Annotated in this window: 23 protein-coding genes; 8 read left to right on the top strand and 15 right to left on the bottom strand. The window is 67.4% G+C overall.

Annotated elements, in window-relative coordinates; genetic code table 11:
- From trpG to ACNS88_RS15170, 9 genes are all read right to left on the bottom strand, one after another.
- A complete protein-coding gene (gene trpG / locus ACNS88_RS15210) occupies positions 1-594 on the bottom strand; it encodes an anthranilate synthase component II (RefSeq protein ID WP_435099352.1) in 594 nt (197 codons plus the stop codon).
- The gene (gene trpE, locus ACNS88_RS15205) at positions 591-2,252 is read right to left on the bottom strand and encodes an anthranilate synthase component I (RefSeq protein ID WP_435099350.1); all 1,662 of its coding nucleotides are present in this window, start codon (positions 2,250-2,252) and stop codon (positions 591-593) included. Before trpE ends, trpG begins: the two co-directional genes overlap by 4 nt.
- Positions 2,249-2,893 carry a phosphoribosylanthranilate isomerase gene (locus ACNS88_RS15200; RefSeq protein WP_435099348.1) on the bottom strand — a complete coding sequence of 215 codons (645 nt, stop codon included), beginning with the start codon at positions 2,891-2,893 and terminating at the stop codon, positions 2,249-2,251. The genes trpE and ACNS88_RS15200 overlap by 4 nt, the downstream gene beginning before the upstream one ends.
- Entirely contained in the window at positions 2,893-3,939 is a 1,047-nt protein-coding gene (gene trpD / locus ACNS88_RS15195) for an anthranilate phosphoribosyltransferase (protein WP_435099346.1), read from the bottom strand. The genes ACNS88_RS15200 and trpD overlap by 1 nt, the downstream gene beginning before the upstream one ends.
- Before the next feature lie 129 nt (positions 3,940-4,068).
- The gene (locus ACNS88_RS15190; protein WP_435099344.1) at positions 4,069-6,516 is read right to left on the bottom strand and encodes a DUF2309 domain-containing protein; all 2,448 of its coding nucleotides are present in this window, start codon (positions 6,514-6,516) and stop codon (positions 4,069-4,071) included.
- Positions 6,513-8,015: a proton-conducting transporter transmembrane domain-containing protein gene (locus ACNS88_RS15185; RefSeq protein ID WP_435099342.1), complete on the bottom strand. Its 1,503-nt coding sequence runs from the start codon at positions 8,013-8,015 to the stop codon at positions 6,513-6,515. The genes ACNS88_RS15190 and ACNS88_RS15185 overlap by 4 nt, the downstream gene beginning before the upstream one ends.
- 233 nt (positions 8,016-8,248) lie before the next feature.
- Complete coding sequence (locus ACNS88_RS15180; RefSeq protein WP_435099340.1) at positions 8,249-8,722, bottom strand: Lrp/AsnC family transcriptional regulator; 474 nt, start codon at positions 8,720-8,722, stop codon at positions 8,249-8,251.
- 67 nt (positions 8,723-8,789) lie between these two features.
- Entirely contained in the window at positions 8,790-9,470 is a 681-nt protein-coding gene (locus ACNS88_RS15175) for a universal stress protein (RefSeq protein WP_435099338.1), read from the bottom strand.
- A 54-nt stretch (positions 9,471-9,524) separates the two neighbouring features.
- Positions 9,525-10,808 carry a tRNA pseudouridine(54/55) synthase Pus10 gene (locus ACNS88_RS15170; RefSeq protein ID WP_435099336.1) on the bottom strand — a complete coding sequence of 428 codons (1,284 nt, stop codon included), beginning with the start codon at positions 10,806-10,808 and terminating at the stop codon, positions 9,525-9,527.
- Positions 10,809-10,929: 121 nt separating this feature from the next.
- Between ACNS88_RS15170 and ACNS88_RS15165 the strand changes: the two genes are divergently transcribed.
- The 3 genes from ACNS88_RS15165 (at position 10,930) to heR (ending at position 13,565) form a co-directional block, all read left to right on the top strand.
- On the top strand, positions 10,930-11,328 hold the full coding sequence (locus ACNS88_RS15165) for a DUF5830 family protein (protein WP_435099334.1): 399 nt from the start codon (positions 10,930-10,932) through the stop codon (positions 11,326-11,328).
- Positions 11,329-11,494: 166 nt separating this feature from the next.
- The gene (gene epsC / locus ACNS88_RS15160) at positions 11,495-12,367 is read left to right on the top strand and encodes a serine O-acetyltransferase EpsC (RefSeq protein WP_435099332.1); all 873 of its coding nucleotides are present in this window, start codon (positions 11,495-11,497) and stop codon (positions 12,365-12,367) included.
- Positions 12,368-12,755: 388 nt separating this feature from the next.
- Positions 12,756-13,565: a heliorhodopsin HeR gene (heR, locus tag ACNS88_RS15155; RefSeq protein WP_435099330.1), complete on the top strand. Its 810-nt coding sequence runs from the start codon at positions 12,756-12,758 to the stop codon at positions 13,563-13,565.
- Positions 13,566-13,686: 121 nt separating this feature from the next.
- On the opposite strand, the gene ACNS88_RS15150 is transcribed toward heR, so the two are convergent.
- Positions 13,687-14,406: a DUF2270 domain-containing protein gene (locus ACNS88_RS15150; RefSeq protein WP_435099328.1), complete on the bottom strand. Its 720-nt coding sequence runs from the start codon at positions 14,404-14,406 to the stop codon at positions 13,687-13,689.
- Positions 14,407-14,606: 200 nt separating this feature from the next.
- On the opposite strand from ACNS88_RS15150, the gene ACNS88_RS15145 reads away from it, so the two are divergent.
- The 4 genes from ACNS88_RS15145 (at position 14,607) to ACNS88_RS15130 (ending at position 17,938) form a co-directional block, all read left to right on the top strand.
- The gene (locus ACNS88_RS15145) at positions 14,607-15,467 is read left to right on the top strand and encodes a TatD family hydrolase (protein ID WP_435099326.1); all 861 of its coding nucleotides are present in this window, start codon (positions 14,607-14,609) and stop codon (positions 15,465-15,467) included.
- A complete protein-coding gene (locus ACNS88_RS15140; RefSeq protein ID WP_435099324.1) occupies positions 15,464-16,642 on the top strand; it encodes an SDR family oxidoreductase in 1,179 nt (392 codons plus the stop codon). The genes ACNS88_RS15145 and ACNS88_RS15140 overlap by 4 nt, the downstream gene beginning before the upstream one ends.
- A gap of 106 nt (positions 16,643-16,748) precedes the next feature.
- Positions 16,749-17,330, top strand: coding sequence for a DUF2150 family protein (locus tag ACNS88_RS15135; RefSeq protein ID WP_435099322.1), 582 nt, complete (start codon positions 16,749-16,751; stop codon positions 17,328-17,330).
- A 125-nt stretch (positions 17,331-17,455) separates the two neighbouring features.
- Entirely contained in the window at positions 17,456-17,938 is a 483-nt protein-coding gene (locus ACNS88_RS15130; RefSeq protein WP_435099320.1) for a DUF456 domain-containing protein, read from the top strand.
- 18 nt (positions 17,939-17,956) lie between these two features.
- On the opposite strand, the gene ACNS88_RS15125 is transcribed toward ACNS88_RS15130, so the two are convergent.
- The 5 genes from ACNS88_RS15125 to ACNS88_RS15105 form a co-directional block, all read right to left on the bottom strand.
- Positions 17,957-18,772, bottom strand: a complete 816-nt coding sequence (locus tag ACNS88_RS15125; protein WP_435099406.1) for a DUF63 family protein — start codon at positions 18,770-18,772, stop codon at positions 17,957-17,959.
- Positions 18,772-19,221 carry a universal stress protein gene (locus ACNS88_RS15120; protein WP_435099318.1) on the bottom strand — a complete coding sequence of 150 codons (450 nt, stop codon included), beginning with the start codon at positions 19,219-19,221 and terminating at the stop codon, positions 18,772-18,774. Before ACNS88_RS15120 ends, ACNS88_RS15125 begins: the two co-directional genes overlap by 1 nt.
- A gap of 87 nt (positions 19,222-19,308) precedes the next feature.
- A complete protein-coding gene (locus ACNS88_RS15115) occupies positions 19,309-20,229 on the bottom strand; it encodes a DNA adenine methylase (protein WP_435099316.1) in 921 nt (306 codons plus the stop codon).
- Positions 20,230-20,341: 112 nt separating this feature from the next.
- A complete protein-coding gene (locus tag ACNS88_RS15110; RefSeq protein WP_435099314.1) occupies positions 20,342-20,644 on the bottom strand; it encodes a DUF7344 domain-containing protein in 303 nt (100 codons plus the stop codon).
- Between the two features lie 71 nt (positions 20,645-20,715).
- Positions 20,716-21,120, bottom strand: a complete 405-nt coding sequence (locus ACNS88_RS15105) for an abortive infection protein (RefSeq protein WP_435099312.1) — start codon at positions 21,118-21,120, stop codon at positions 20,716-20,718.
- Between the two features lie 305 nt (positions 21,121-21,425).
- Between ACNS88_RS15105 and ACNS88_RS15100 the strand changes: the two genes are divergently transcribed.
- On the top strand, positions 21,426-21,704 hold the full coding sequence (locus tag ACNS88_RS15100; RefSeq protein WP_435099310.1) for a hypothetical protein: 279 nt from the start codon (positions 21,426-21,428) through the stop codon (positions 21,702-21,704).
- The last annotated feature ends 465 nt before the right edge of the window (positions 21,705-22,169 follow it).

Below are 22,169 nucleotides of genomic sequence, written 5' to 3'. Positions count from 1 at the left end.
TTAAACGGATTCGAGGAAGTTCCGGATCAGGTCGTGGCCGACCGCGGTCAGCACGCTCTCAGGGTGGAACTGCACCGCCTCGATCGGGCGGTCACGGTGGCGGATTCCCATGACGATTTCGTCGCCCTCGTGGTCGGTGGTCGCAGTTATCTCGAAGGCGTCGGGAATCCCGGTGGCGGCCAGCGAGTGGTAGCGCCCGGCACGGAACCCCTGATCGAGCCCGGCAAACACCCCCTCGCCGTCGTGGTCGACGGGGAACGCCTTGCCGTGGATCGGCTCGGGCGCGTGGCCGACCGTCCCGCCGTACTCGTAGACCGCGGCTTCGAGGCCGAGACAGACGCCGAGCGTCGGGACCTCCGGCGAGAGGTCGCGAAGTACCGCCATCGTCACGCCCACGTCGCGCTCGTTTTTCGGGTGACCGGGACCGGGACTGATGAGGATCGCGTCCGGGTCGGCGTCGCGGATCTCGGCCAGCGACGCCGTGTTCTTGAACACCTCGACCTCGATCTCCTCGCCGTCGAGCGGCTGGTCGGAGACGTACTCGACGAGATTGTACGTGAACGAGTCGAAGTTGTCGACGACGACGACCTTCATTCATCGACCTCCGTGCCGGCGGGGAGGGGGTCGTCGGCGTCTCCGCCACGCTCGCTATCAGTCCGAATCCGCTCGATCGCGGTCAACACGCCGTCCATCTTTTGTTCGGTCTCCTCGTACTCGGCGGCCGGGTCGGAGTCGGCGACGAGGCCGGCGCCCGCGCGGACGGTCACCGCAGTCTCGCCGGGCGGACCCGCGTCCGCCGGCGAGTGGTCGAGCATCGCCGTCCGGATCACGATGGCGAAGTCGGCGTCGCCGGTCCACGCGTAGTAGCCGACGCCGCCGCCGTACGCCTCCCGCGGAGTCGTCTCCAGCTCCTCGATGATCTCCATCGCGCGCACCTTCGGGGCGCCGGTGAGCGTGCCCGCGGGGAACGTCGCTCGCGTCGCGTCGAAGGCGTCGGCGTCGCCCGCCAGCGTCCCCGTGACGGTCGACTCGATGTGCTGGACGTGGCTGTACTTCAACACGTTCATGAACTCCTCGACGCGCACGGAGCCCGCCTCCGAGACGCGCCGCACGTCGTTGCGCGCGAGGTCGACCAACATCGTGTGCTCGGCGCGCTCCTTCCCGTCTGCGAGCATCTCGCCCGCCAGCCGGCGGTCCTCCACCGGACTCGTCCCGCGGGCGCAGGTGCCCGCAATCGGGTTCGAGACGATCCGGTCGCCGCGCACCGACACCAGCGTCTCCGGGCTCGCGCCGACGATGCTGCGGTCGTCGTGGCGCAGCACGTACATGTACGGTGACGGGTTCACCTCGCGCAGCGCCGCGTACAGCCCGAGCGAGTCGACCTCGCCGCGGAGCTCGCGGCTCCGCGAGATCACGCCCTGATAGATGTCCCCGTCGAGGACGTGCCGCTTGGCGGTCCGAACCGCCTCCTCGTACTCCTCGCGGGGGTCGGCAGACTCGTCGTCCACGCGGATCCCGTCGGGCGCCGGCGGAGACGCGTCCCGGAGTTCGGCACCGACCCGCTCCGCCTCGGCGACGAGGTCGTCGTAAACGGCCGCGGGATCGTCGTCGACGCCGACGACGGGAGTGAAGACGAGTTCGACGGTGCCTTCCTTGTCGTCGAAAACGACGGTCCGGGTCGTTAACGCGAACTCGGCGTCCGGGAACTCGGTCTCCGGGCGGTCGACGCCGACCTCCTCCAGCCAGAGGTCGTAGACGGCCTCGTACGCGAGGAAGCCGACGAAGCCGCCGGAGAGGATCTGTCGGTCGGTGTCCGGGAAGCCGCGCAGGCTCACGTCCGGGAACGCCGCCCGAATCCGGTCGATCGCGTCGCCGGCGTCGGGACCCAGATCGCTGTCGGGCTCGCCTCCGACGAACTCCGCCGCCGGCCCGAGCCGAGTCACGTCCGTCCGGTCGGGGTGGACCGAGACGATCGCCTCGGGGTCGTAGCCGACGAACGAGTAGCGGGCGTGTTTGTCGGCGTCGCCGTCGGCGGTGAACGCGCCGTCGGGATCGCTGGACGCGACCTTCTCGCCGGACTCGAGGAGGAATCCGTACGGGCCCTCACCGACCAGCCTCGCGTACGCCGCCAACGGGGTCACGTCGGCGTCGAGCGACGCGGACGCGCGGACCACGACCGGCTTCTCGGCGTCGGCCGCGAGCTCGACGAACTCGGCCTTCGAGCGGTCGATCGGGGTCGCCGACTCGCTCATACCAGCTCCATCTCCCGCCCCGCGTTCGCCACGAAGCGGGCCACCGCGTTGTGGTCTTTCCGCCCGTCGCTGAGCTCGACGCCCGAGGCCACGTCGACCGCGAACGGATCGGCGGCCCGGACCGCTTCGGCGACGTTGTCGGCCGTGAGTCCGCCGGCGAGGACCACCGGCGAGGTGAGCCGGTCGGCGAGGTCGCCGGCCCGCTCCCAGTCGTGGGTCTCGCCGGTGCCGCCCGCGCCGGACTCGTCGGTCGAGTCGATCACGAGCGCGTCGGCGACCCGATCGAACTCCTCGGCACGCGCCGGATCGTCGGCGTCGACCGCGAGCAGGACCTTCCGCTCCGTCTCCGCGCGGATGTACCGGATCTCGTCGGGCGTCCACTCGCCGTGGAGCTGGATGGCGTCGGGGCCGATCGTCCGGAGGAGTTCGACCGCCCGCTCGGCGGTGTCGGGCATGGTGACGAGCGTCGCGGTGACGAACGGGGGTACGTCCGCGAGCAGCTCCGCCGCTTTCGCCGGGTCGACCTCGCGCGGGGAGTCGGTCGGGACCTCGGAGATGACGCCCACCGCGTCGGCACCGGCGTCGATCGCGGCGCGGAGGTCGGCGCCCCGCGTCAGCCCGCAGATCTTCACCCGTGCCATCAGTCGTCCTCCGGGGTGGCGGTCGTCCCCGCTTTCGGGGCTTCTTCGTCGCCGCAGAGCGCCGCGAACTTCTCGGCGGCTGCGCCGGAGTCGATCGCCTCGGCCGCGCGCTCGACGCCCGCCGCGAGCGTGTCGGCCTCGCCGGCGACGTAGATCGTCGCGCCCGCGTTCGCCAGGACGAGATCGCGCTTGGGGCCGGTAACGGAGCCGTCAACGATCCCCCGCAGGTCGGCGGCGTTCTCCTCGGGGGTCCCGCCCGCGACCGCCTCGATCGGAGCGCGGTCGAGCCCCAGATCCTCGGGCACGATCGTGAACTCGGTCACCTCGTCGCCGTCGACCTCGGCGACGACCGTCTCGTCGTGGATCCCGATCTCGTCCATCCCTGCGCCGTGGACCACCAGCGCGTGCTCGACGGGCATGTGCGCGAGCGACCGCGCGATCGTCCCGACCAGCTCCGGGTCGTACACGCCGAGCACCTGCGCGTCGGCGCCGGCGGGGTTGGTGAGCGGGCCGAGCACGTTGAAGATCGTCCGCATCCCGAGCTCCTTGCGCGGGCCGATGACGGCCTTCATCGCCGGGTGGAAGACGGGCGCGAGCATGAACCCGATCCCGTCGGCCTCGATGGCGTCCTCGACCGCCGGCGGCTCGGCCTCCACGTCGGCGCCCGCGACCTCCAGCACGTCGGCGCTCCCCGAGGAAGAGGAGACGGAGTAGTTGCCGTGCTTGGCGATCGGTACGCCCGCGCCCGCCGCGACGATCGCGGCGGTCGTTGAGACGTTGATCGTGTCGTAGTCGTCGCCGCCGGTCCCGCAGGTGTCGACGAGCGGCTCGCGGTCGGGCTCGATCGTCCGCGCGGCGTCGCGCATCCCCTGCGCGAACCCCGCGATCTCCGCCTCGGTCTCCCCCTTGGCGCGGAGCGCGGCGAGCAGGGCGCCGATCTGCGCCTCGGTCGCCTCCTCGAAGACGAGCCGCGCGGCCTCGCGCGCCTCGTCGACCGTCAGATCCGCTCCGTCCGTCACGCGTTCGACCGTGTTGTTTATATTCATTGTGTACACCGATGTAGTGTTTCGCGTTGTAATGTACAAGTGTGTACATCGGTATAACGCTGTCGCCGGGGCGAGAACCGATAGCACGCGACGAGGTGCGGAAAGGGGAGAGGAGGCCGCCCGTCCGAGTCAGTCGTCCGCGACCGCGGGCTCGGGGGCAGCCGGCGCCTCCGGTTCAGTCTCGGGGAGGTCGGTCTCGGCCGGCTCGGACAGCGACTGCCACTCCAGGTCGCGTTCGTACTCGAACGCGCGGTGCCCCTGGGTCGGGTCGACGACGGTCAGCGAGAGCCAGTCGTTGTCCAGCAGTTGGGTGACTTCGTCGTGGTCGGCCAGGACCTCGGTGACGCGCGCGACGGGCGCGTGGACGACCGTCGAGAGGCGGAGCGGCCGGTGGTACGGGTCGTCGTCGGCCGCCATCAGCGACTGGAGGGGGAGCCCGGTCATCAGGTCGCCGCCGTTGCCCTGGTAGACGCCGACGTTGCCGACGGGGTTGTGCGTCACCTTCGACCCGCTCCCGTAGGCCGCGTTGTCGACGGTCGAGAAGTAGTACTGGGCGTTGATCCACTGGGTGACGACCATCGGTCCCGCGAGGATCGCTTCGAGCGCGTCACCGTCGGGGTCGGTCGACCAGTCGTACGAGTGGAGGAAGGCGCGGCCGTCGAGGTCGAGATCGCTCGTCAGCTCGCGGGGGCCGACGACGAAGCCGGCGTTGCCCGCCAGTCCCCACTCGGGACGCGTCTCGGCCCAGTCGGCGGCGCGGCGCTCGGTCTCGTCGACGCTTTCCGACGCGTCGCCGCCCATCGACGCGACGCGCTCGGCGGTCGCGTTCTCGCGGGCGTCGGCGAGGTCCGCGCGCAACGTTTCGAGGTCGTCCGCGTGGCTCTCGGGCACGTCGCCGTAGATCTCGATCTCGTCGGTCGTCGTGTTGTGCTCGCCGGCGAGGAAGACCGTGTCGTCGGGGATCTCGAAGCCGCGGTCGCGCAACGCCGCCTTCACGTCGGGGTCGGCGCAGATCTGCGCGAGGACGCGAGCGTTCGGCCCGCCCGGGTTGCCGGCACACGCGCCGCAGTCCAGACTCGAGTCGTAGGGGTTGTTGGTCGTCTCGCTCGCGTGCCCGACAAAGGCGACGAGCCGACCGAACTCGGTCCAGCCCATCAGCTCGAAGGCGGTCGCGGCGTACTCGACCTGCTCTTCGCGGGTCAGGCCCACCGGGAGCCCGTCGGCGTGGGTGTGCTGGTGCTGAACGATCTGCTCGCAGAACTCGTGATCGTCGGGTACCGCGTCGTCGGCAGTGTCCAACAGGTCGCGGACGCGACCGGGGAGGAGCGTGCGCGCCGCGAGCGCCAGCCCGTAGCCGCTCCCGGCGTTCTCGACGAACCCGAAGGCGCTGGCGGGGTTCGTCTTCAGCTTCTTGACGACCTCGCCCGCGACCTCGCGGACGCTCGACCACCGGTCGTGGCGGTCCCGCGTGTCCGTATCGGTCGGGACCTCGCTGACGCGGTGTTGGGCGTCGAGGATGGGCGGACAGGCGTCCACCGAGGCCTCCGCGTCGTACCCCTGATACTCCATCGGGACGCCGAAGAAGCCGGCGTAGCCGTGGGTATCGTACGCGCCCGTGGCCTCGATGTGACGGCGGATTACCTCGGAGCGAGTGTCGATACAGAACACCAACTGCGCGTCGGGACGCGCCGACGGCCCGCTCTCGGCCTGCGCCCGACTCTCGGCGGCGACGTGGTCGACGACCTCCGAGCGGTAGCTCGCCTCCCACGCGCTCAGGAACGCCTCGGCGAGGTCGTCGGCGGGGTCAGCCTCGGGGATGTCGGGCCCGGTCGACGGCTCGACGTCGACGCCGAACCCGTCGAGGAGCGCGAGGCGGACCGCGAGGTACTCCGCGAGCGTGATCGGACACGCCGACTGCCACGGTCCCCCGTCGTCCGCGCGCTGCTTGATGAAGCCGGTCCACCCCGGGAGCGCAGCCAGCTGCTCCTCGAAGATGGGCACCCACTGCCCCTCCGGATACGGCTCCAACGCGGTCTTGATGGCCTCGGTCGGAGTGTCGGGCAGCGACGCGAGGACCCCCGAATCGGGGATCTCAGCGTCGTGCGGGGCCATCTCACGGAAGGCGGCGTAGAACCCGTCGCCGCGGTTCGGCATCGACCACGCGGCGTGCCCCTCGTCGAGGAAGGCCGACAGCCACTTCGTCAGCACGCGGTCGACCTGATCGGCATCGGTGTTGGCGTCGGTGTCGGCGTCGGTATCAGGCGTCCCCGATCCAACGTCGGTCTCGATACGCTCGAGCAGCGTCTCCGGGTCAGCGTCGTAGCCGCGGTCGGCGAGCTCCGACTCGAGCGTCTCCGGGTCGATCTGGCCGTCGTCGAGCGCCGCCCGGAACGTCTCACGACTCGGGTAGCCGCGACCGCCCAGTAGGTCGGCCGCCTGCGTCACCGCCTCGCCGAACGGCATGTCTTCGAACCCCGAGAGGGGGTTAGCGGTCACGAACGAGTGGATCGGCCAGACCGATCCGACCGTCGTCGCCGCGTCGTCGATACCGTCTTCGATGGTGGGGTGGATACTCATTGCGTGCCTCCGTTGTCGTACTCGTTCGGGTTCGTCAGCAGGGTGCCGGGCGACGGTTGGCTCGCGTTCAGGAGCGCGACGTAGAGCCGCCGACTGCGTTCGTGGACGCCGGTCTCGATGGCGACGTACGTGACCAGGAAGACCGCGGCCACGACGCCGTGAAGCGCGGTCAGCTCGGTCGGGGCCGTGACGACCGGGAGCCCGGTCAGGAGTCCCGAGATCCCCTTATAAACGAGCGCGTACAGAGCGATAGCCGGGAGGAACACCAGCGGAACCGCCCCGTAGCGAACCGACGCCGGAAGCGATGCGTGCCGGACCGCACCGCGCGCCGCGTGAAGGGTGGTAAACACCACGAACAGCGCGAGGAGGAGACCGGTGTCGAGACTCGCTCCCTTCCCCGTTACCAGCACGAAGACCGCGCCGCCCGCCAGTCCGGTCAGGAGCGTCACGGCGACGTCGACGACGCCGGAACCGCTCGTCACGTGCGCTTTCGCCTTGCTCGGGCTCGTCCGCTCGACCCCGCCGCCCGATCCGAGAAACTGGTAGGCCTTATAAAAGCCGTGAAGGACGAGGTGGGTGATGGCGGCCCCGAAGAAGCCGAGACCGGCCTGCATGATCATGAATCCCATCTGGCCCGTCGTCGAGCAGGCCAGCTTGCTCTTGACGTCCGGCCGGACGGATTTGAGGAGTTTCCCGAGCAGCGCGCTGGTCGCGCCGACCGCGACGATCGCGAGCATGAGTCCGCCGTCGACGGTGACGACCGGCGCGAAGCGGATCAAGAGGACGCCGCCCGCGTTGACGAACCCGGCGTGCATCAGCGCCGACGCCGGCGTGGGCGCGGTCATCGAGGAGAGCAGCCAGCCGTGGAACGGGACGAGCGCGGACTGGATCATCGCCGCGAGGACCAGCGCGACGGCGGCGAGGAGCCACACCGGACCACCGAGGCTGTCGGCAGCCGCGGCGATACCGGAGATCGTCGTCGCACCGGTCGTCCACCAGAGCGCCCCAAGCGCGACGCCGAGGAGCGCGCTGCTGGCGAGGAAGGAGCGACGAGCGACCGTCGCGGCCGCCCGCGCCTGCTCCCACCCGCTGAGGATGCCGATCAGCTTCGCCATCACCAGTCCCATCGCCAGCCACAGGAGTCCGAACAGGGCGACGTGGTCGGCTGCGACGAGCGCCATCACGGTTATCGCGAACCCGAACACGGCGAAGAAAAAGCCCGTCTCGTGGGCGCTCCCGGCCATGTAACGGCGCGAGTAGCTGTGGACGATGCCGGCGAAGAACGTGACGACCACCCACAGCAGGACGGTGAGTCCGTCGACGGCGATCACGCCGGGGACCTCCGGAGCGAGACCGAATCGGACTCGGCCGAAGAGCATCGCGAGGCTCGCGACGAACAGCGACCACACGAGCCACGTGAGTGCGACGGGCACGAGCGGCGACGTCGCCGTCGTGTCCGGGAGCGCTCCGACCGTCGATTTCGGGGTAGATCCTGACATCGTTCAGTTCGTTCGACCACGCTCGACAGCCGACACGGGGTCGGTTGGCCGGGATTGGTCGTCTTCACTCCGTTTTAAGAACAGATTACCTATTAAACCTGTCTATATTCACAATCTGTTCGTTAAACTGTTGTTAAAGAACGTTATGGTTTCGGTCCTGCAGCGGATTCGCCGACGAAGACACGCGTCGCTGCGAGCAGAAAAGTCGTCGCTTGGGTCAGAAGCGTCCCCGATCAGGACTCCGTCTCGGCGTCGAACTTGCCGAAGGGCGTCGTCTCGTGGCTCCGAACGAGGACCTCGTCGGCGACGGTGAGTCCCATGTCGAGGAGCTCCTGTGCAACGGGCGTGATGTCGCCGTCCGACTCCCCGACCACCGTCACGAGGAGGTTCTGTTCGCCGGTGACCAATTCCTGGACCGAGACGACGCCGTCGATCTCGAGGATCTCCGGGAGCAGTTCGCCGCGCTCGGGTATCGACGCGGTACAGTAGAGCAGCATCCGGAGCGGATACCCCGACTTCTGGTAATCGACCTTCGCGCTGTACCCCTTGATCACCCCGTCGGATTCGAGGCGTTGGATGCGCTTGCGGACGGTGCTGTCCGACGTACCCGTCCGCTCCGCGATGTCTCCCGACGAGGAGTTCCGGGCGTCTTCTTGTAACGCGTACAGGATCGCCCCGTCCACGTCGTCGATCGCGTCGTCAGTCATACCCGAGGGTCCGTGGCAGAGCCACTTTATCTTTGTACGTCGTTTTCACCCCCGAAAGCGACGCGCTCTACACGACGTCGAGGGCGGCTTCCCCGTCCGCTTCGACGACGACCACGGGGACCTCGGCGTCGTCGACCACGGTGTCGGTCGTGGAGCCGAACACGAAGCGCCCGACGGTCCCGGTCGTGGGGGCGCCGACGACCACGAGGTCGTAGTACGGGGACTGCTCGACGATCGCGCTCGCGGCCGACCGGTCCTCGACGAGCCAGCGGTCGACCCGGTCGAAGTCGCCGAGGCGGTCGCGGGCGGCGTCGAGGAGCCGCTCGCCGGTCGCGGCGTAGTCGTCGCGGTCGCCGGTCTCAGGATCTGTGCCGTCGGCCGCGCCCCCTTCGGTCTCCGCCGGGGAATCGGCGAGCGCGGCGTCGGTGGGGACGACGTGGAAGAGTTCGAGCCACGCGCCGGTGGCGTCCGCGATCCCCCGAGCCACGTCGACGGTCGCCGCCGAGTGCGGCCCGGGACCGACGGCGACGAGGACCGAGGAGACGCGGTCCCGACGCGTCACGCGGTCGAGCCCTTCGAGCGTCGCGTCGGCCGCGGCCGGCGTCGAGTCGGTCGCCTCCGCCACGGCCGATTCGACGGCGGGCTCGCCGACGCGCGGTGCTCCCTCGCCCATGTCCGGCTCTCCGTCGGCCTCCGGGTCCGCCGCTCCGCCGCCCGCGCTCCCGCCGTCGGCGTCGCTCCCGTTCATACCGCATCGTCAGACGTGCGTCGCATAAATCCCGTTGGTCCCAAATCCGACGTATCAGTCGCGAAAGAACTCCTCGCGCTCGAACGGCTCGTCTTCGCCCTCGACGGCGACCACGTCGAGCGCGGTGACCTCGGCCCCGACGCCGAGTAGCCCGGCGAGGCTCGGCTCCGTCCGCCCCTCGTCGCCGGAGATCAGCTCCTTGACGTAGAGCCCGCCGGCACCGCGGATCTCGACCGTCGCGTGGCGCGCGTCGTCGAGTTCGGCGGTCGCCTCGTACACGTCGCGCTCGCGGGTGATGCTCGCGCGCCGGTGGTCGACGCGGTTTGGGGTGTACTGCTCGACCGTGGTCCCCTCCAGTTCCTCGACCGCGGCCGCGAGCGCGTCGGCGTCCACGTCGGCGTCGAAGGTCACCTCGGCGCGGTAGCGCTTCGCGGCCTCGTGTTCCTTCACGCGTTCGACCATGTCGTAGGTCGCGAGCCGGAGCCCCTCGACCTCGACGGCGCCGTCGGCGAAGGCGTTGATGTCGGCCTGGAGACGCTCGACGTCGACCCGGCGCCGCCGCGGCTCCTCGACCTCGATCACGAACGGGCGCCCGGTGCCGAGCATGAGGGCGTCCACGTCCTCGCGGCCTGCGCCGTGGAACGTCGCCTCTGTGCCGTCCATCACATCCTCGACGACGGGCGCGGTGTACTCCTCGACGCTGTCGTCGTAGAGGTAGCCGGAGCCGCCGCAGTGGTCGCAGGGGTCGGCGCCCTGTCGCCCCGATCCCTTGCACTCCCGACAGGGCCACTCGGTCTGGGGGATGTCTCGTTCCAGCTTCCGGTACCGCCCGTATACGAACGTGGAGTTCACCTTCGCGTCGATCGCGTCCTCGGCGAGGTCGATGGTGAACTGTACGTCCGGGCGGTCGAACGACACCTCCGTCTCGGTGACCCGGCCGAACCGCTTGCCGACCTCGCGGTTGAACTCCGATTTAAACGGCTCGCCCGCGTCGTCGTCGAGCTCGGCCTCCTCGCGGAGCAGCGCCTCGTTCTCCTCGATGAGCGGCGGGGGACGAGTACCGACGTTGTAGGTGGCGAACTCCGTCCCCTCGACCGCCTCGGCGGCGCGCTCGGCCCACTCGTCGAACTCGGTACAGCGGCCCTCACAGACCCAGCAGTCAGCCGTCTCGACCGATTCGTGGTCCTCGTCGTCGCGGAGCGAGAGCGAGACGCGCAGCGCAGACCCCCGCTCGGCGTTCGACAGCCCGAAGCTCCGGTCGGCGACGAGCCGGCCGAGACACGCGTCGCACACCGGTCCCGTCCCGGTCGCCCGCGCCGCGACCTCGAGTACGTCCATACGGTCCCCAGCGTCCCCCGTGGTAACTGTCTTACTACATGGCGGGGACACGGCGCCCCCGGAGACGGCCGTTCGGCTCCCTCCCGGCCGACTTAAGAGGGTCCGATTCGTTTCGCCGGGCGTGAACGAACCGGCCGCGCGCGAGGAGAAGCTGGAGCTCGGCGTCGAGCTGTTGGCCCACCTCGAACACGAGGAGCTGGCGCTGCCGGACGCGATCGACCGGATCGAGACGGTGACGACGAGCCCCTCGCTCACCCGCGAGATCCTCGACGCCGCCGAGAAGCGCGGCGTCATCGAGCGCGAGAACGCCCGCCTCCGAGTCCAGCGCGGCGGGACGTACGTGAACTACGAGCGTCAGGTGATCCAGCGCGAGGGGGAGTTCGAGTGCCGCCGCTGCGGGACGACGATCACGACCGGCCACTTCGTGCAACTGGACGCCGGCGAGCTCGGGCCCTTCGGCTCCTCGTGCATCCGGAAGGTCACCGGTCGGGACAGTGATGGGGGCGACTCCGAAGCGTAGCAGTTGTTGAGGTGTCAGAGAACGAGGTAGAAACATCAAAGCGGTACCGGAAAACCGAGGCGGTACCGACACGAAACACAGATCAAGGAACAGCCGGCCTACCAAAGGGGTCGTCTGGGTGCGAAGTAGAAGAACTAACTTTACTCGACAGCGTCAACACCCACAAATGGGGTACGAGTACACCGGCGACGTCCACGAAGAACTCATCGAGTCCTATCGAGCAGACGAATCGACCCTCCCGAGAGACACCTCGCGGGTCTATCCTCCCCGCGATTCTCTGCGTGATGAACCACCTCTCCTCAAACAGCTCCTGTTTCCCCGATGCTGGAACGCGACGGAGCTACTGGACGACCCCGACGAAACTCGTGCCCGCCTGACCGAACTCGGCAGCTGCATACACATGGGTATCACAGCCTATTCGGGTCGTGACGCAGACGATTTGACCGCGATCGTCGACAGGACGCTCGACCGCTTGCCGGCGATTCGACGGAGCCTCGAAAAGGACGTCGAGGCCGCGTATAAAGGCGATCCCGCAGCGAAGAGCAACTGTGAGATCATCCGATCGTATCCCGGTTTTCACGCGATCATGACCCACAGGGTGGCGCACACCCTCTACGAGGAGGGCAGCTTCGAGTACGCCCGCGAACTCGCCGAGTACTCGAAGGTCGAGACGGGCATCGACATCCATCCAGGTGCGGAGATCGGCGAGTATTTCTTCATCGATCACGGGACCGGGGTCGTCATCGGCGAGACGGCGACAGTCGGCGACTGGGTCCGGATCTACCAGAACGTCACTCTCGGCGCACTCCACTTCGAGGAGGAAGAGGGCGAGGACCACATGCTGGCGAAAGATTATAAGCGCCATCCCGACATCGGCGATCACGTCGTCATCGGTGCCGGAAGCAACGTACTCGGGACGATAGAAATCGGCGACCACGTGAGCATCGGTGCGAACGCCTGGGTGACCGACGACGTCCCGGACGACACGAGCGTGTTTATTTCGGATCACCCCGATCAGGAGCAGAAATCGAACAGGTAGTGGCTTCGGAGTTCACGGACGGTACTCGACACAGTTCGGCTACGAAGCGCCGTCTCGTTGACGGCAGTCTCATAGCGACCGTCTTGCAAGACTCGCGCCCCGTATCTTGCAGCGTCTCTCTGAGTTGTCGGGGAACTACCAGTATCGACATGGACGATACAGAGCGTGTAGTCAGCAGGGGACGTAGCTTTTATTTAGGTGTGACTGAGCGAATCGTCTGATTGGTACACCTACGGAACGAACAGTATCCGATGTCGGTCACGACAAACGTAGAGCCTCGTCGGGGTCACCGAACACCTACCAGTTCACGTGTACTGTATTCCGGTCCGGATAAGGCGCACCGCACCCCTCCAAAGGACTATTGCCGGAGGGTTGTTCGACTAACATAATGTCTACATCACGTACGACAACGACCGAGACCAACCCACAGACGTCTGCGCGAGACACTCGACTCCGACTATGGAACGCCGTCATGGCTATCCTACACGTTCTACAAGGGCTGGCGATGGTCATCTTGGCCGACAAGGTTCTGTGGCCGATCACACGTACGAGATACGGCTTCAACCCCCAAACAGAGACTATCTTCCCGGAGACCGTCTCGTTTATCGAGTTGAATCTCCCGCTACTCGTGGCGGGTTTTCTCTTCATTTCCGCGTTTGCGCACACCGCTATTGCAACCGTGTTGTATGAACGGTACGTCGAGTATCTCGACAGAGGGATGAATCCCTACCGCTGGTACGAATACTCCGTGAGCGCCTCGTTGATGATCGTCGTCATCGGTATGCTAGCCGGAATCTGGGACCTCGGGACGCTCGCGGCGCTGTTCGGACTCGTCGCAGTAATGAACCTCGCCGGACTTCTGATGGAACGTCGCAACGAATCAACTGATGAAACCGACTGGACGCCGTACTGGGTTGGTGTCTTCGCCGGTATTGTACCCTGGATCGTCATCGCAATCACGTTCATCGGCACGGTAACGGCCAGCGGCGGTGAATTCCCCGAGTTTGTCATCTACATCTACATTTCGATTTTCGTCTTCTTCAACCTCTTTGCGCTGAACATGGTGCTGCAGTATCTGGAGATATCACGATGGAATAACTACCTCTTCGGGGAGAAAACGTACGTTTTGTTGAGTCTCGTGGCCAAGTCCGCCCTCGCATGGCAGGTGTACTTCGGCACGCTGAACTCCCCGATCTAAGCATCGAAGGCGTAGGTGGCCAACGAGACCTTATTGAAGACGACTGGACTCAGTCGGCTTCGTTGAAATCCTCAACAGGAGACACACTTTGACCCGGTTTCGATCAGTACAGGGAACTGATTTATCTGTCTGTCTCTTTCCAGTCGCCCGTATCCCCTTCCCGGAATTCACCCTTGGCATGGCGCTCGTGGGGCCATAAGGTGATGCCCAGCAGTACGACGTAGAATACGCCTACAACGGCAACCACTGCAATCCCAGGGAGGCGGGAGATTCCAGCGGTTGTCAGCCAGTCTTGGCGCGGCGCGAACGCTGTAATCCTGAACACCCACGCGGCCAACAGGACACAGAGTAGAGCAAGGTACACACTCCGGAGTCGGTTTGCGAGTGCTTCGTATAACGACACTTTCAGCGTCGGCCTGCGATAGTCCCTGCTCAGTTCCGCTCGCCAGTCGTGATTTTCGACACCCTGGGACGGATCGAGGGCGTTTGCGAACAGGTTCTCTTGGAGGAGCCGAACGCGTGAGCGAAAGACATCGTAGTTCCGGTAGCGTCGCGCTTCGATGCCCAGAAAGACGGTGACGACGACCATCCCGACCAGCAAGATGTAGTGAGGGTTGTCGGCACTCGAAAATGCCCACGTCAGGATCGCCGCCATCAGCGTCACCGCCCACGTCGTCGTCTGGTCGAGGCGCTGGCGCCACGTCCCTACTCGGTCGATCTCTCCGCGGTACGCGTCGCCCAGCACCGAACCGAGCTCCGTACTGTCGTCGGCCATTTCGCGGCCGATCTCCCGTTGGTCCGGTGCCGTTGGCTCGAACTCGTCGTTGCTCGGATCGGTCATAGCGGATAGACACCACCTCGCTTCATAAGCGGCCATGGTGACCGCGTTGTCTGAGTGTCACGTACCGGAGACTGTCGAACAGTACGCAGGCATATTCTCACGGCTGATTCAGCGAACGACGAGTGAAACCGAATCCTCGCGAATCGCTCTGTGACAGCCTCACCGTTGTTTATAAGCCTCGCCCGATCCCTTCCTCAGTCATGACTGACGACCTCGACACGCCGGTGCTCGACAACCACCTCCACCTCGACCCGCGTCACGGCCGCGGGGTCGACGCCGTCGAGGACTTCGTCCGCCTCGGCGGCACCCACCTGCTCGTGGTGAACAAGCCGTCGTGGCACCTCGGGGTCGACCCCGACGAGCCGGCGGACTTCTGGCCCGTCTTCGAGGAGACGCTCGACGCGGTCGTGGCCGCGAACGACGTGCTTCCGGGGCGCGCGTGGCCCGTCCTCGGCGTCCACCCCGGCCTCATCAGCCGGCTCGTCGACGAGCGGGGGTTCTCGCCGGAGGACGCCCGTGACCTGATGTGCGGCGGGATCGAGGTCGCGAGCGAGTTCGTCGCCGACGACCGGGCGCTCGCGCTGAAGTCGGGGCGCCCGCACTACGACGTGAGCGACGCGGTCTGGGACGCCTCGAACGCCGTGACTCGGCGCGCGTTCGAACTCGGCGCCGCCCTCGACTGCGCCGTCCAACTGCACACCGAGGCCAGCGAGGACCTCACCGATCTGGCCGCCGTCGCCGAGGAGTCGGGGCTCGACCCGACGAACGTCGTGAAACACTACGCCGAGGGGCGGCTCGCGGGGCCGACCCCGAGCGTGATGAGCGAGAAGGACCGGCTGGAGCGCGCGGCGGAGTCCGGCGAGCCGTTCCTGATGGAGACCGACTTCGTCGACGACCCCGAGAAACCGGGGATGGTGCTCGGCCCGAAGACCGTCCCGCGCCGCGTTCGCTGGATGCTGGAAAAAGGGTACGACGACGCGGTTCGGCGCGCGCACGTCGAGACGCCGGAGGCGGTGTACGGGATCGACACCGAGGCGACGCGAGAGGAGCCCTCACCGTGAGCGACCGCGCCTCCGCGGACGGCTCCACCGGCGCCGCCACACCGCCGCCAGAAGTCCTGTTCACGGGCTTTCCCGGGTTCCTCGGGTCGGCGCTGCTCCGGCGGGTCCTCGCCCGCGGCGACGGCCCGGTGGCGTGTCTGATCCAGCCGCAGTACCGCGAACTGGCCGAGAAGCGTGCGAGAGAGATCGTCGCGGCGGTCGGAGATGGCGGTGACGGCGACGCCGACGACTCCCCTGCCGACGCCGACGACGCCCCGGCAGTCCACCTCTACGAGGGCGACATCACGGAGCCGGACCTCGGACTCGGGTCGGCGCTCGACGACCCGGACCTGCTGGCGGGCGTCGAGGAGGTGTATCACCTCGCGGCCGTCTACGACCTGAGCGTCGACGCCGACCTCGCGGAGGCGGTGAACGTCCACGGCACCGAACACGTCCTCGACGCGTGCGAGCGGATCGGGATCGACCGCCTCCACTACGTGAGCACCTGCTACGTCAGCGGCCGGTACGACGGCGCCTTCACCGCCGATCTCCTTCGAGAGGGACAGTCCTTCAACAACCACTACGAGGCGTCGAAGTACCGCGCGGAGGTGGCGGTGCGCGAGCGGATGGCCGACGGGCTCCCGGCGACCGTCTACCGCCCGGCGATCACCGTCGGCGACAGCGAGACCGGCGAGACCGACAAGCTCGACGGGCCGTACAACCTCCTCCGGCTCCTCTTAGCCCAGCCGAAGCGGCTGGCGTTCGCCTTCTCGGTCCCGGACGCGGCCGAGACCGAACTGAATGTCGTGCCGCGCGACTACGTCGTCGACGCCGTCGCGGAGCTGAGCGGCCGCCCGGAGACCGTCGGCGAGACGTACCAGCTCTGTGATCCGGACCCGCTGACGGTCCCCGAGTTCGTCGCGGCGCTGAGCGACGCGGCCGGGCGCCGAACGGTGACCGTTCCGACCGCGAAGCGAGTCGCGAAGGCGGGGGCCCGCGTGCTCTCGGCCGCCGGAGTCAGCGTGGAGCCGGCGACGATCGACTACTTCGACCATCCGACCCGGTACCGCTGTCCGAACGCGCGCGAGGCGCTGGCCGGGACCGGGGTCTCGATGCCGCCGTTCGAGTCGTACGTCGACCGGCTCGTGACGTTCGCCCGCGAGAACGCCTCGGTCGGGGACGATCCGATGACGTGACGGGGAAACGCTGAGTGCCCGAATCCCGGCATCGAGCGGGTGAGACGCCCTCTCGCGCGGCGATCGATAGGAAAGGCATTTGAGTAGTCCGGGCGACGTACGGTACATGACCGACGACGACGCCGTTGAAACGTTCTATACCGACGAACGCTGGCAGAACTGGCTCGACCGGCTGAAAGAAGAGGAGTTAGACCCCGAAAACGAGGATTCGGCGCGGCTCCTGTTGAACCTCCAAGACGACGCCGCGATCGCGGTCGTGAAGGTGCTCGCGGCGTTCGACGACGGGCGCATCGACGACGAGCGCGCGGTCGAGGAGATCCGCGACGTCCGCGACATCGTGCTCGCCGACGTGGAGTTCGACGACGAGGACAAGGTCATGCTGATCGACGGCGTCCAGACCTCGCTCGTCCCCGTCTTCTACGCGACCGAGGAGTACATCGTCGGCGGCGTCGTCGAGGGCGACGTGAGCGAGTTCGTGCGCGCGGCCGCCGACGCCGAGGCCGAGGACGACCTCGACGCCGCGCTCGGCTACGTCGTGCAGGCCGGCACCCGGGTCATCGACGGCGAGGTCCTCGATATCGACCTCGTCGAGGATCTGGAGTACGGGCTCGTCTCCGAGTGGGTCAACGGGCTCGACTCGCTGCAGTCTGCCATCGAGGACCCGGAAGTCGTCGAAGAAGAGGACTGAGCGCAGCGGTCCGTTCGGGGGTTCCTTCTTCCGTTTTCGTTCTCGTCCGACGAGCGGCCGGCTCGTTGAGCGGTGGCGATGACCGTCTGCTAAACCGTTTTGAACTCGGGTGCCGTTGTCGTAGTATGGCCGTCTCCCTCGCTGGAATCGCGATCGTGTTACTCGTCGTCTGGACGGCAAGTTCGTTCGTCCCGTTCGTCCCGAGCGGCGTCCTCGCTGCGCTGACCGTCGTCGGCTACGCGTACACCACCGGCTTCGCCGAGCCGAGTCTCGCCGTTCTGGTCGCGCTCGTTCTCGTTTCGCTTCTGGCCTCCGCGGTGGAACTGCTGTCGGGGATGGTCTCCGGCAAACTCGGTGGCGCCCCGACGTGGACCGTCGTCGTCGGCACGCTGGTGGGTATCGCGTTGTTGTTCGTGATGGGTCCGATCGGTCTCGTCGTCGGACTGGGCGGAACCGTCTTTCTCGCGAGCCTGTACGAGGACGCCGGCGAGCCGCGCGTCGCCGTCCGCCGGTCGGCCTACGCGGTGATCGGTGTCCTCGCGAGCTCGTTCGTGCAGGCGGTCATGTTGGCCGGTGTCGCCGTCGTATTCGCGATCTCTGTCTTATAAATACCGGTGCGGTGACCGTCACCCGGCAACCGCGAACAACAGCAGGTTGTGCGCCGCCGGACCGAGCCCCATCGCTGCGACGAATCCGAGCAGGAGGTACCCCTCCGCCGGTCGGTCGCGGACGTACTCCGCGAAGAGCCAGACGACGGCGCTCGCGACCGCGAGTTTCACGAGCACGAACAGCCATCCCTCGCCGAGCACCGGGACCGGTGGGATCCAGTCGAACTCCAGCAGGATTCGGGAGACGGGCGTCCGTTCGCCGAAGCCGAGCTGGGTCGTTCCGACCGCGGTCGAGACGCCGTCGAGCGCGTGGCCGAACACCGCGAGGGCACCGATCCCGCCGGTGACCGCGGTCTCGGGCCGGAGTCGCGTCAGACCGACCCAGGTAGCGGCCGCGATCGGCAGCGCGAGCACGAGCGCGACCGCCGACCAGCGCGCGCCGTCAGGGGAGACCCCGGTCGAGACCGCGACCGCGACGACCGGGGCGAGGAGGAGCGCGCCGGCGACCGCGAGCGCCTCCGGGACCCGGTCCGGGCGGGCGGCGTCGGCGGCGAGCCACGCCGCGCCCGCCAGCGAGCCCACCGTGAGGTAGACGGTCGGCGAGCCGGCGAAGGGAGAGAGGAGCGGCGGGAGCGCGTCGACGACGTAGAGGACGTGGGCCGCGGAGCCGAGCGCCATCCACGGGGCGAGTGCGAGCACGCGCCGGCCGGTGACGCGCGGTCGCCGGCGGTGGAGCGCGGCGACGACCGCGCCGGTTGCGAGCAGGACGACGAGGAGGTACGGCGCGGGCGGGAGAGTCGTTCCGGCCGGGAGGAAGGGGAGACCGCCGCCCATCACACGGACAGCACGGGCTGGCTGGCGTACAGGAGGACGTATTCGGCGGCTTTCCCGAGCACCTCGCCGGGGTCGCCGGTGACGGGCTCGCGCGGGACGACGATGAAGTCCGACTCCAGCTCTTCCGCGGTGTCGAGGACGACGCTACCGGGGTGGACCGTCTTCACTTCGGTGGAGAATCCGTAGGCGATGGAGTTGCTGTGGGGGATTCCGGCCGCCTCCGCGCGCTGCGCGACGGAGTCGGTGAACGCCTCGGTCTTGTCGGCCACGTCGGTCTCGTCGACCACGCCGTGGTCGATGGCGCGGACCACGTCCTCGTCGAGCACGTATAAGGCGTGGACGCTCGCGTCGTACTCGGCGGCGACGGCGATCGCGTAGTCGACCGCCTCGTGGGATTCCTCGCTGCCGTCTACCGACACGAGGACGAGGTCGGTGTCGAGATCGGTCATACGCGTGCCGTCGGCGCGGGAGGGCAAAAAGCCAGCCCTCTGTGGTCGCCGCCGATACGGTGGGCGGGAACGCGGGCGCGACCGTCCTCAGAACTCTGCAAGGTCGCGTTGTCCGCCCGTGCGACGCTCGGACGGGGGGACGTTGGTCGCGACGATCTCGTCGACCTCATCGCGGTTCCCCGCGTCGCTGTTGATCGCGCGGGTCGCGCCCTCGCGATCGACGCGGAAGCCCGCCTCTACGTACGGTTCGTACATCACACCGCTGTTACTGAGGACGACCCGTACGCCGGCCTCGTCGAGTTCGGTGGCCACGTCGAGCAGTCGGCGTTGGTCCTCGCGGTCGAACCCCTCGGCGCTGTACTCGTTGAAGCTCGCGGTCGCGCTCATCGGCTCGTAGGGGGGATCGAAGTAGACCAGATCGCCCGGCTCCGCGGCGTCGAGGACGTACGCGAAGTCGTCGTTCCGGATCGTCGCGTCCGCGAGCGCGTCGCTCCCCCGTCGGATCCGGTCGCGCTGGACCCAGTCGGGGTTCGCGTACCGGCCGACGGGGACGTTGAACCCGCCGTCGGCGTTCTCGCGGTAGAGGCCGTTGTAGCAGGTGCGGTTGAGGTACAACAACAGCGCCGCCTCCTCGAGCGGGTCGAACTCGTCCTCGTACGGGCGCCTGTTGAACCGCGCGCGCTGCTGGTAGTAGTAGCTCTCCACGTCGCGACCGCGGGCCGTCTCCTCGTCGTACGGGAGATCGGGATCCGGGTCAGCGTCGGGGTCGTCGAACGACGCCAGCCGGTCGATCAGCGCTTCGGGGTCCTCGCGCACCCGCTCGTAGAAGTTCACCAGCCGCGGGTTCGCGTCGTTGACCGTCGCGTCCGGCGGTTCGAGGTCGAAGAACACCGCGCCGCCGCCGAGAAACGGCTCGTGATAGCGGCCGTACGACGCCGGAAAGCGGGCGTACAGCTCGTCGAGGAGCTGCCGCTTCCCGCCGGCCCACTTCAGTATCGGCTCGGCCATGCAATGTCAGGGGTCGCCCGCCGCGGCGTATAAACGTCCCGGGCGCGGCTCGCGATGGACTTCGGCGGCGAGGCCGGCGACGTGGACCAGGAGTCGTCGGCGTCAGTCAGAGTCAGTCGTCGACGGACTCCGCGCCCGGATCCGGGAGGTCAGCTACGTGAGCTGCCGCCTCTTCGAAGTTCGGTCCGGGCTCGATCGTCCCCTCCTCTCGGTCCCACTCGATGTACCCGGCCGCTTCGAGGGCGGGGAGGTGAGTCTCGCGGAGTTCGGCGGCGATCTCGTCGGCCCGACCGCGGACCTGCAGGTCCGCGACCGTCTCGACCGCGTCGTCCGCGAGTCCGGCGATAACTCGACGACGGTCCGGCGTCGCGACCGTCTCCGTGCCTGTGGAGGAGGTATTGTGGGCTGTTGACATGGACGGTTCGTAGATACAGTATAAATTGTAGAGAAATAAAAGTACGGGCCGAGGGTATCGATCGCGTCCCGCTATCGCACTCGCAGCCCGCGGTGAAGCGTGTACGCGGGGACGAGCAGATACAGGAGGGGAACTCCCGCGATCGGATGCGCCAACAGGGAGCCGGCCGCGAGGATCAGGTATCCCTTGGCCGGCGGCGACCACGCGGTCCGGATCCGCATCGCCCCGAGCTCCGCGGCGAAGGCGTACAGGAATCCGCCGGCGACGACGAGCCACAGCGCTCCGGCGACGACCGTCGCGGGCAGGGTACCCGCCGCGTCGATCACGGCTCGCGGCACGCCCCGCCGACCGGCCGCGTACGCCGGATCGACGAGCGCGTGGGCGGCGATCGACGCCGGCAGGTACAGCGCTGCGACGGCGACCGTCGTCCAGAAGGGGGCGTTCCCTCGTCCGCCCGACGCCGGTATACGGGTCATGGTCGAAACGAAGCGACCGAACGGAAGAAGTCCTCCGATCGCCGGTCCTCGTCGGTCCATCGTCGATCCATCGCCGATCCATCGTCGGTCTGAACACCGTATTCGGTGGCTTCCAGAGTTCTCTCCCCGCCGAGTACGGCCATATTTGATAGATCCGTTATGAGTGTACGAACGACTACCATGCTAACAGTTACACCAGATTTACAATCGTTTGAGACCGTTTAGCTGAGTGTGGTGTGTCACCTATTCTCAAAACATATTTGTAATATGAAAGGTTTTTATCGCCCCAGGAAGTACGTGTATACATGCAATCAACGACATACGGACCCTCAGCCGCCGGTCGCTCGCCGGGACCCAACGTCGCGCCCGCCGGCAGCGTTCTGGGCTCGTTGGTATTCCTCGGACTCATCGTTCTGGGGGTCGTCGCGGCCTCGTACCCGGTCGCCTCGATCGTCGTCCTGACCGGCGTCGTCGCCCTCGCGATTCTGGCGCGCTCGCTCGCCCGCCACGTCGATTCCGAGACGGTGGGCCGCGTCAGTCTCCCCGGACTGGGCACCGTTGAGTACCGCTTTATCCGGAGCTAACGACCGTCGATATCGGACAGACGGACAAACAGCCGTTTTCGGCCCTGCTGAACGTCACTTCTTTTGGCAGCGTCTCGATCGATACCGAGCGTCCGTGAATCGGGACGGTTGATCGATCGCTTATAAATCGAGGTCGAGTTTTTATAAGTGGTTGACCGCAGATCGGCGGAGAACACCTCCGAGACCGCAGATCGGCGGAGAACACCCCCAAAGCCCCAGCCGGTGAGGCGGGCGCACGCTCGCTGCGGTCCTCAGTCGGTCGCTCACGCTCCCTCCTTGCGGTCCTTACGTCACCTGCGCCCGCCTCACCGGCTGCCCCTTTGAGTCCCACCCCGCACCGCACAGCACCGCACCTCACACCTCCCCAGCCTCGTCGGAGCGGCGCTTATAATGAGTACGAAATCTTTTGTGATCTAAGAGATATAGTGAGGTAATGGAACGCTCGCGCCGAATAGATATCAAGCA

It is taken from the genome of Halorubrum shenae (genome assembly GCF_051194165.1).
Lineage (GTDB): Archaea > Halobacteriota > Halobacteria > Halobacteriales > Haloferacaceae > Halorubrum.
The sequence above is the reverse complement of the archived record's forward strand: the minus strand, read 5'-3'. Positions and strand labels throughout refer to the sequence as shown.

Bases quoted from the DNA above. Each gene is read 5' to 3' on its own strand.
- trpG (WP_435099352.1), bottom strand. From the start codon at position 594: ATGAAGGTCGTCGTCGTCGACAACTTCGACTCGTTCACGTACAATCTC.
- trpE (WP_435099350.1), bottom strand. From the start codon at position 2,252: ATGAGCGAGTCGGCGACCCCGATCGACCGCTCGAAGGCCGAGTTCGTC.
- ACNS88_RS15200 (WP_435099348.1), bottom strand. From the start codon at position 2,893: ATGGCACGGGTGAAGATCTGCGGGCTGACGCGGGGCGCCGACCTCCGC.
- trpD (WP_435099346.1), bottom strand. From the start codon at position 3,939: ATGAATATAAACAACACGGTCGAACGCGTGACGGACGGAGCGGATCTG.
- ACNS88_RS15190 (WP_435099344.1), bottom strand. From the start codon at position 6,516: ATGAGTATCCACCCCACCATCGAAGACGGTATCGACGACGCGGCGACG.
- ACNS88_RS15185 (WP_435099342.1), bottom strand. From the start codon at position 8,015: ATGTCAGGATCTACCCCGAAATCGACGGTCGGAGCGCTCCCGGACACG.
- ACNS88_RS15180 (WP_435099340.1), bottom strand. From the start codon at position 8,722: ATGACTGACGACGCGATCGACGACGTGGACGGGGCGATCCTGTACGCG.
- ACNS88_RS15175 (WP_435099338.1), bottom strand. From the start codon at position 9,470: ATGAACGGGAGCGACGCCGACGGCGGGAGCGCGGGCGGCGGAGCGGCG.
- ACNS88_RS15170 (WP_435099336.1), bottom strand. From the start codon at position 10,808: ATGGACGTACTCGAGGTCGCGGCGCGGGCGACCGGGACGGGACCGGTG.
- epsC (WP_435099332.1), top strand. From the start codon at position 11,495: ATGGGGTACGAGTACACCGGCGACGTCCACGAAGAACTCATCGAGTCC.
- heR (WP_435099330.1), top strand. From the start codon at position 12,756: ATGTCTACATCACGTACGACAACGACCGAGACCAACCCACAGACGTCT.
- ACNS88_RS15150 (WP_435099328.1), bottom strand. From the start codon at position 14,406: ATGACCGATCCGAGCAACGACGAGTTCGAGCCAACGGCACCGGACCAA.
- ACNS88_RS15145 (WP_435099326.1), top strand. From the start codon at position 14,607: ATGACTGACGACCTCGACACGCCGGTGCTCGACAACCACCTCCACCTC.
- ACNS88_RS15135 (WP_435099322.1), top strand. From the start codon at position 16,749: ATGACCGACGACGACGCCGTTGAAACGTTCTATACCGACGAACGCTGG.
- ACNS88_RS15130 (WP_435099320.1), top strand. From the start codon at position 17,456: ATGGCCGTCTCCCTCGCTGGAATCGCGATCGTGTTACTCGTCGTCTGG.
- ACNS88_RS15125 (WP_435099406.1), bottom strand. From the start codon at position 18,772: ATGGGCGGCGGTCTCCCCTTCCTCCCGGCCGGAACGACTCTCCCGCCC.
- ACNS88_RS15120 (WP_435099318.1), bottom strand. From the start codon at position 19,221: ATGACCGATCTCGACACCGACCTCGTCCTCGTGTCGGTAGACGGCAGC.
- ACNS88_RS15115 (WP_435099316.1), bottom strand. From the start codon at position 20,229: ATGGCCGAGCCGATACTGAAGTGGGCCGGCGGGAAGCGGCAGCTCCTC.
- ACNS88_RS15110 (WP_435099314.1), bottom strand. From the start codon at position 20,644: ATGTCAACAGCCCACAATACCTCCTCCACAGGCACGGAGACGGTCGCG.
- ACNS88_RS15105 (WP_435099312.1), bottom strand. From the start codon at position 21,120: ATGACCCGTATACCGGCGTCGGGCGGACGAGGGAACGCCCCCTTCTGG.
- ACNS88_RS15100 (WP_435099310.1), top strand. From the start codon at position 21,426: ATGCAATCAACGACATACGGACCCTCAGCCGCCGGTCGCTCGCCGGGA.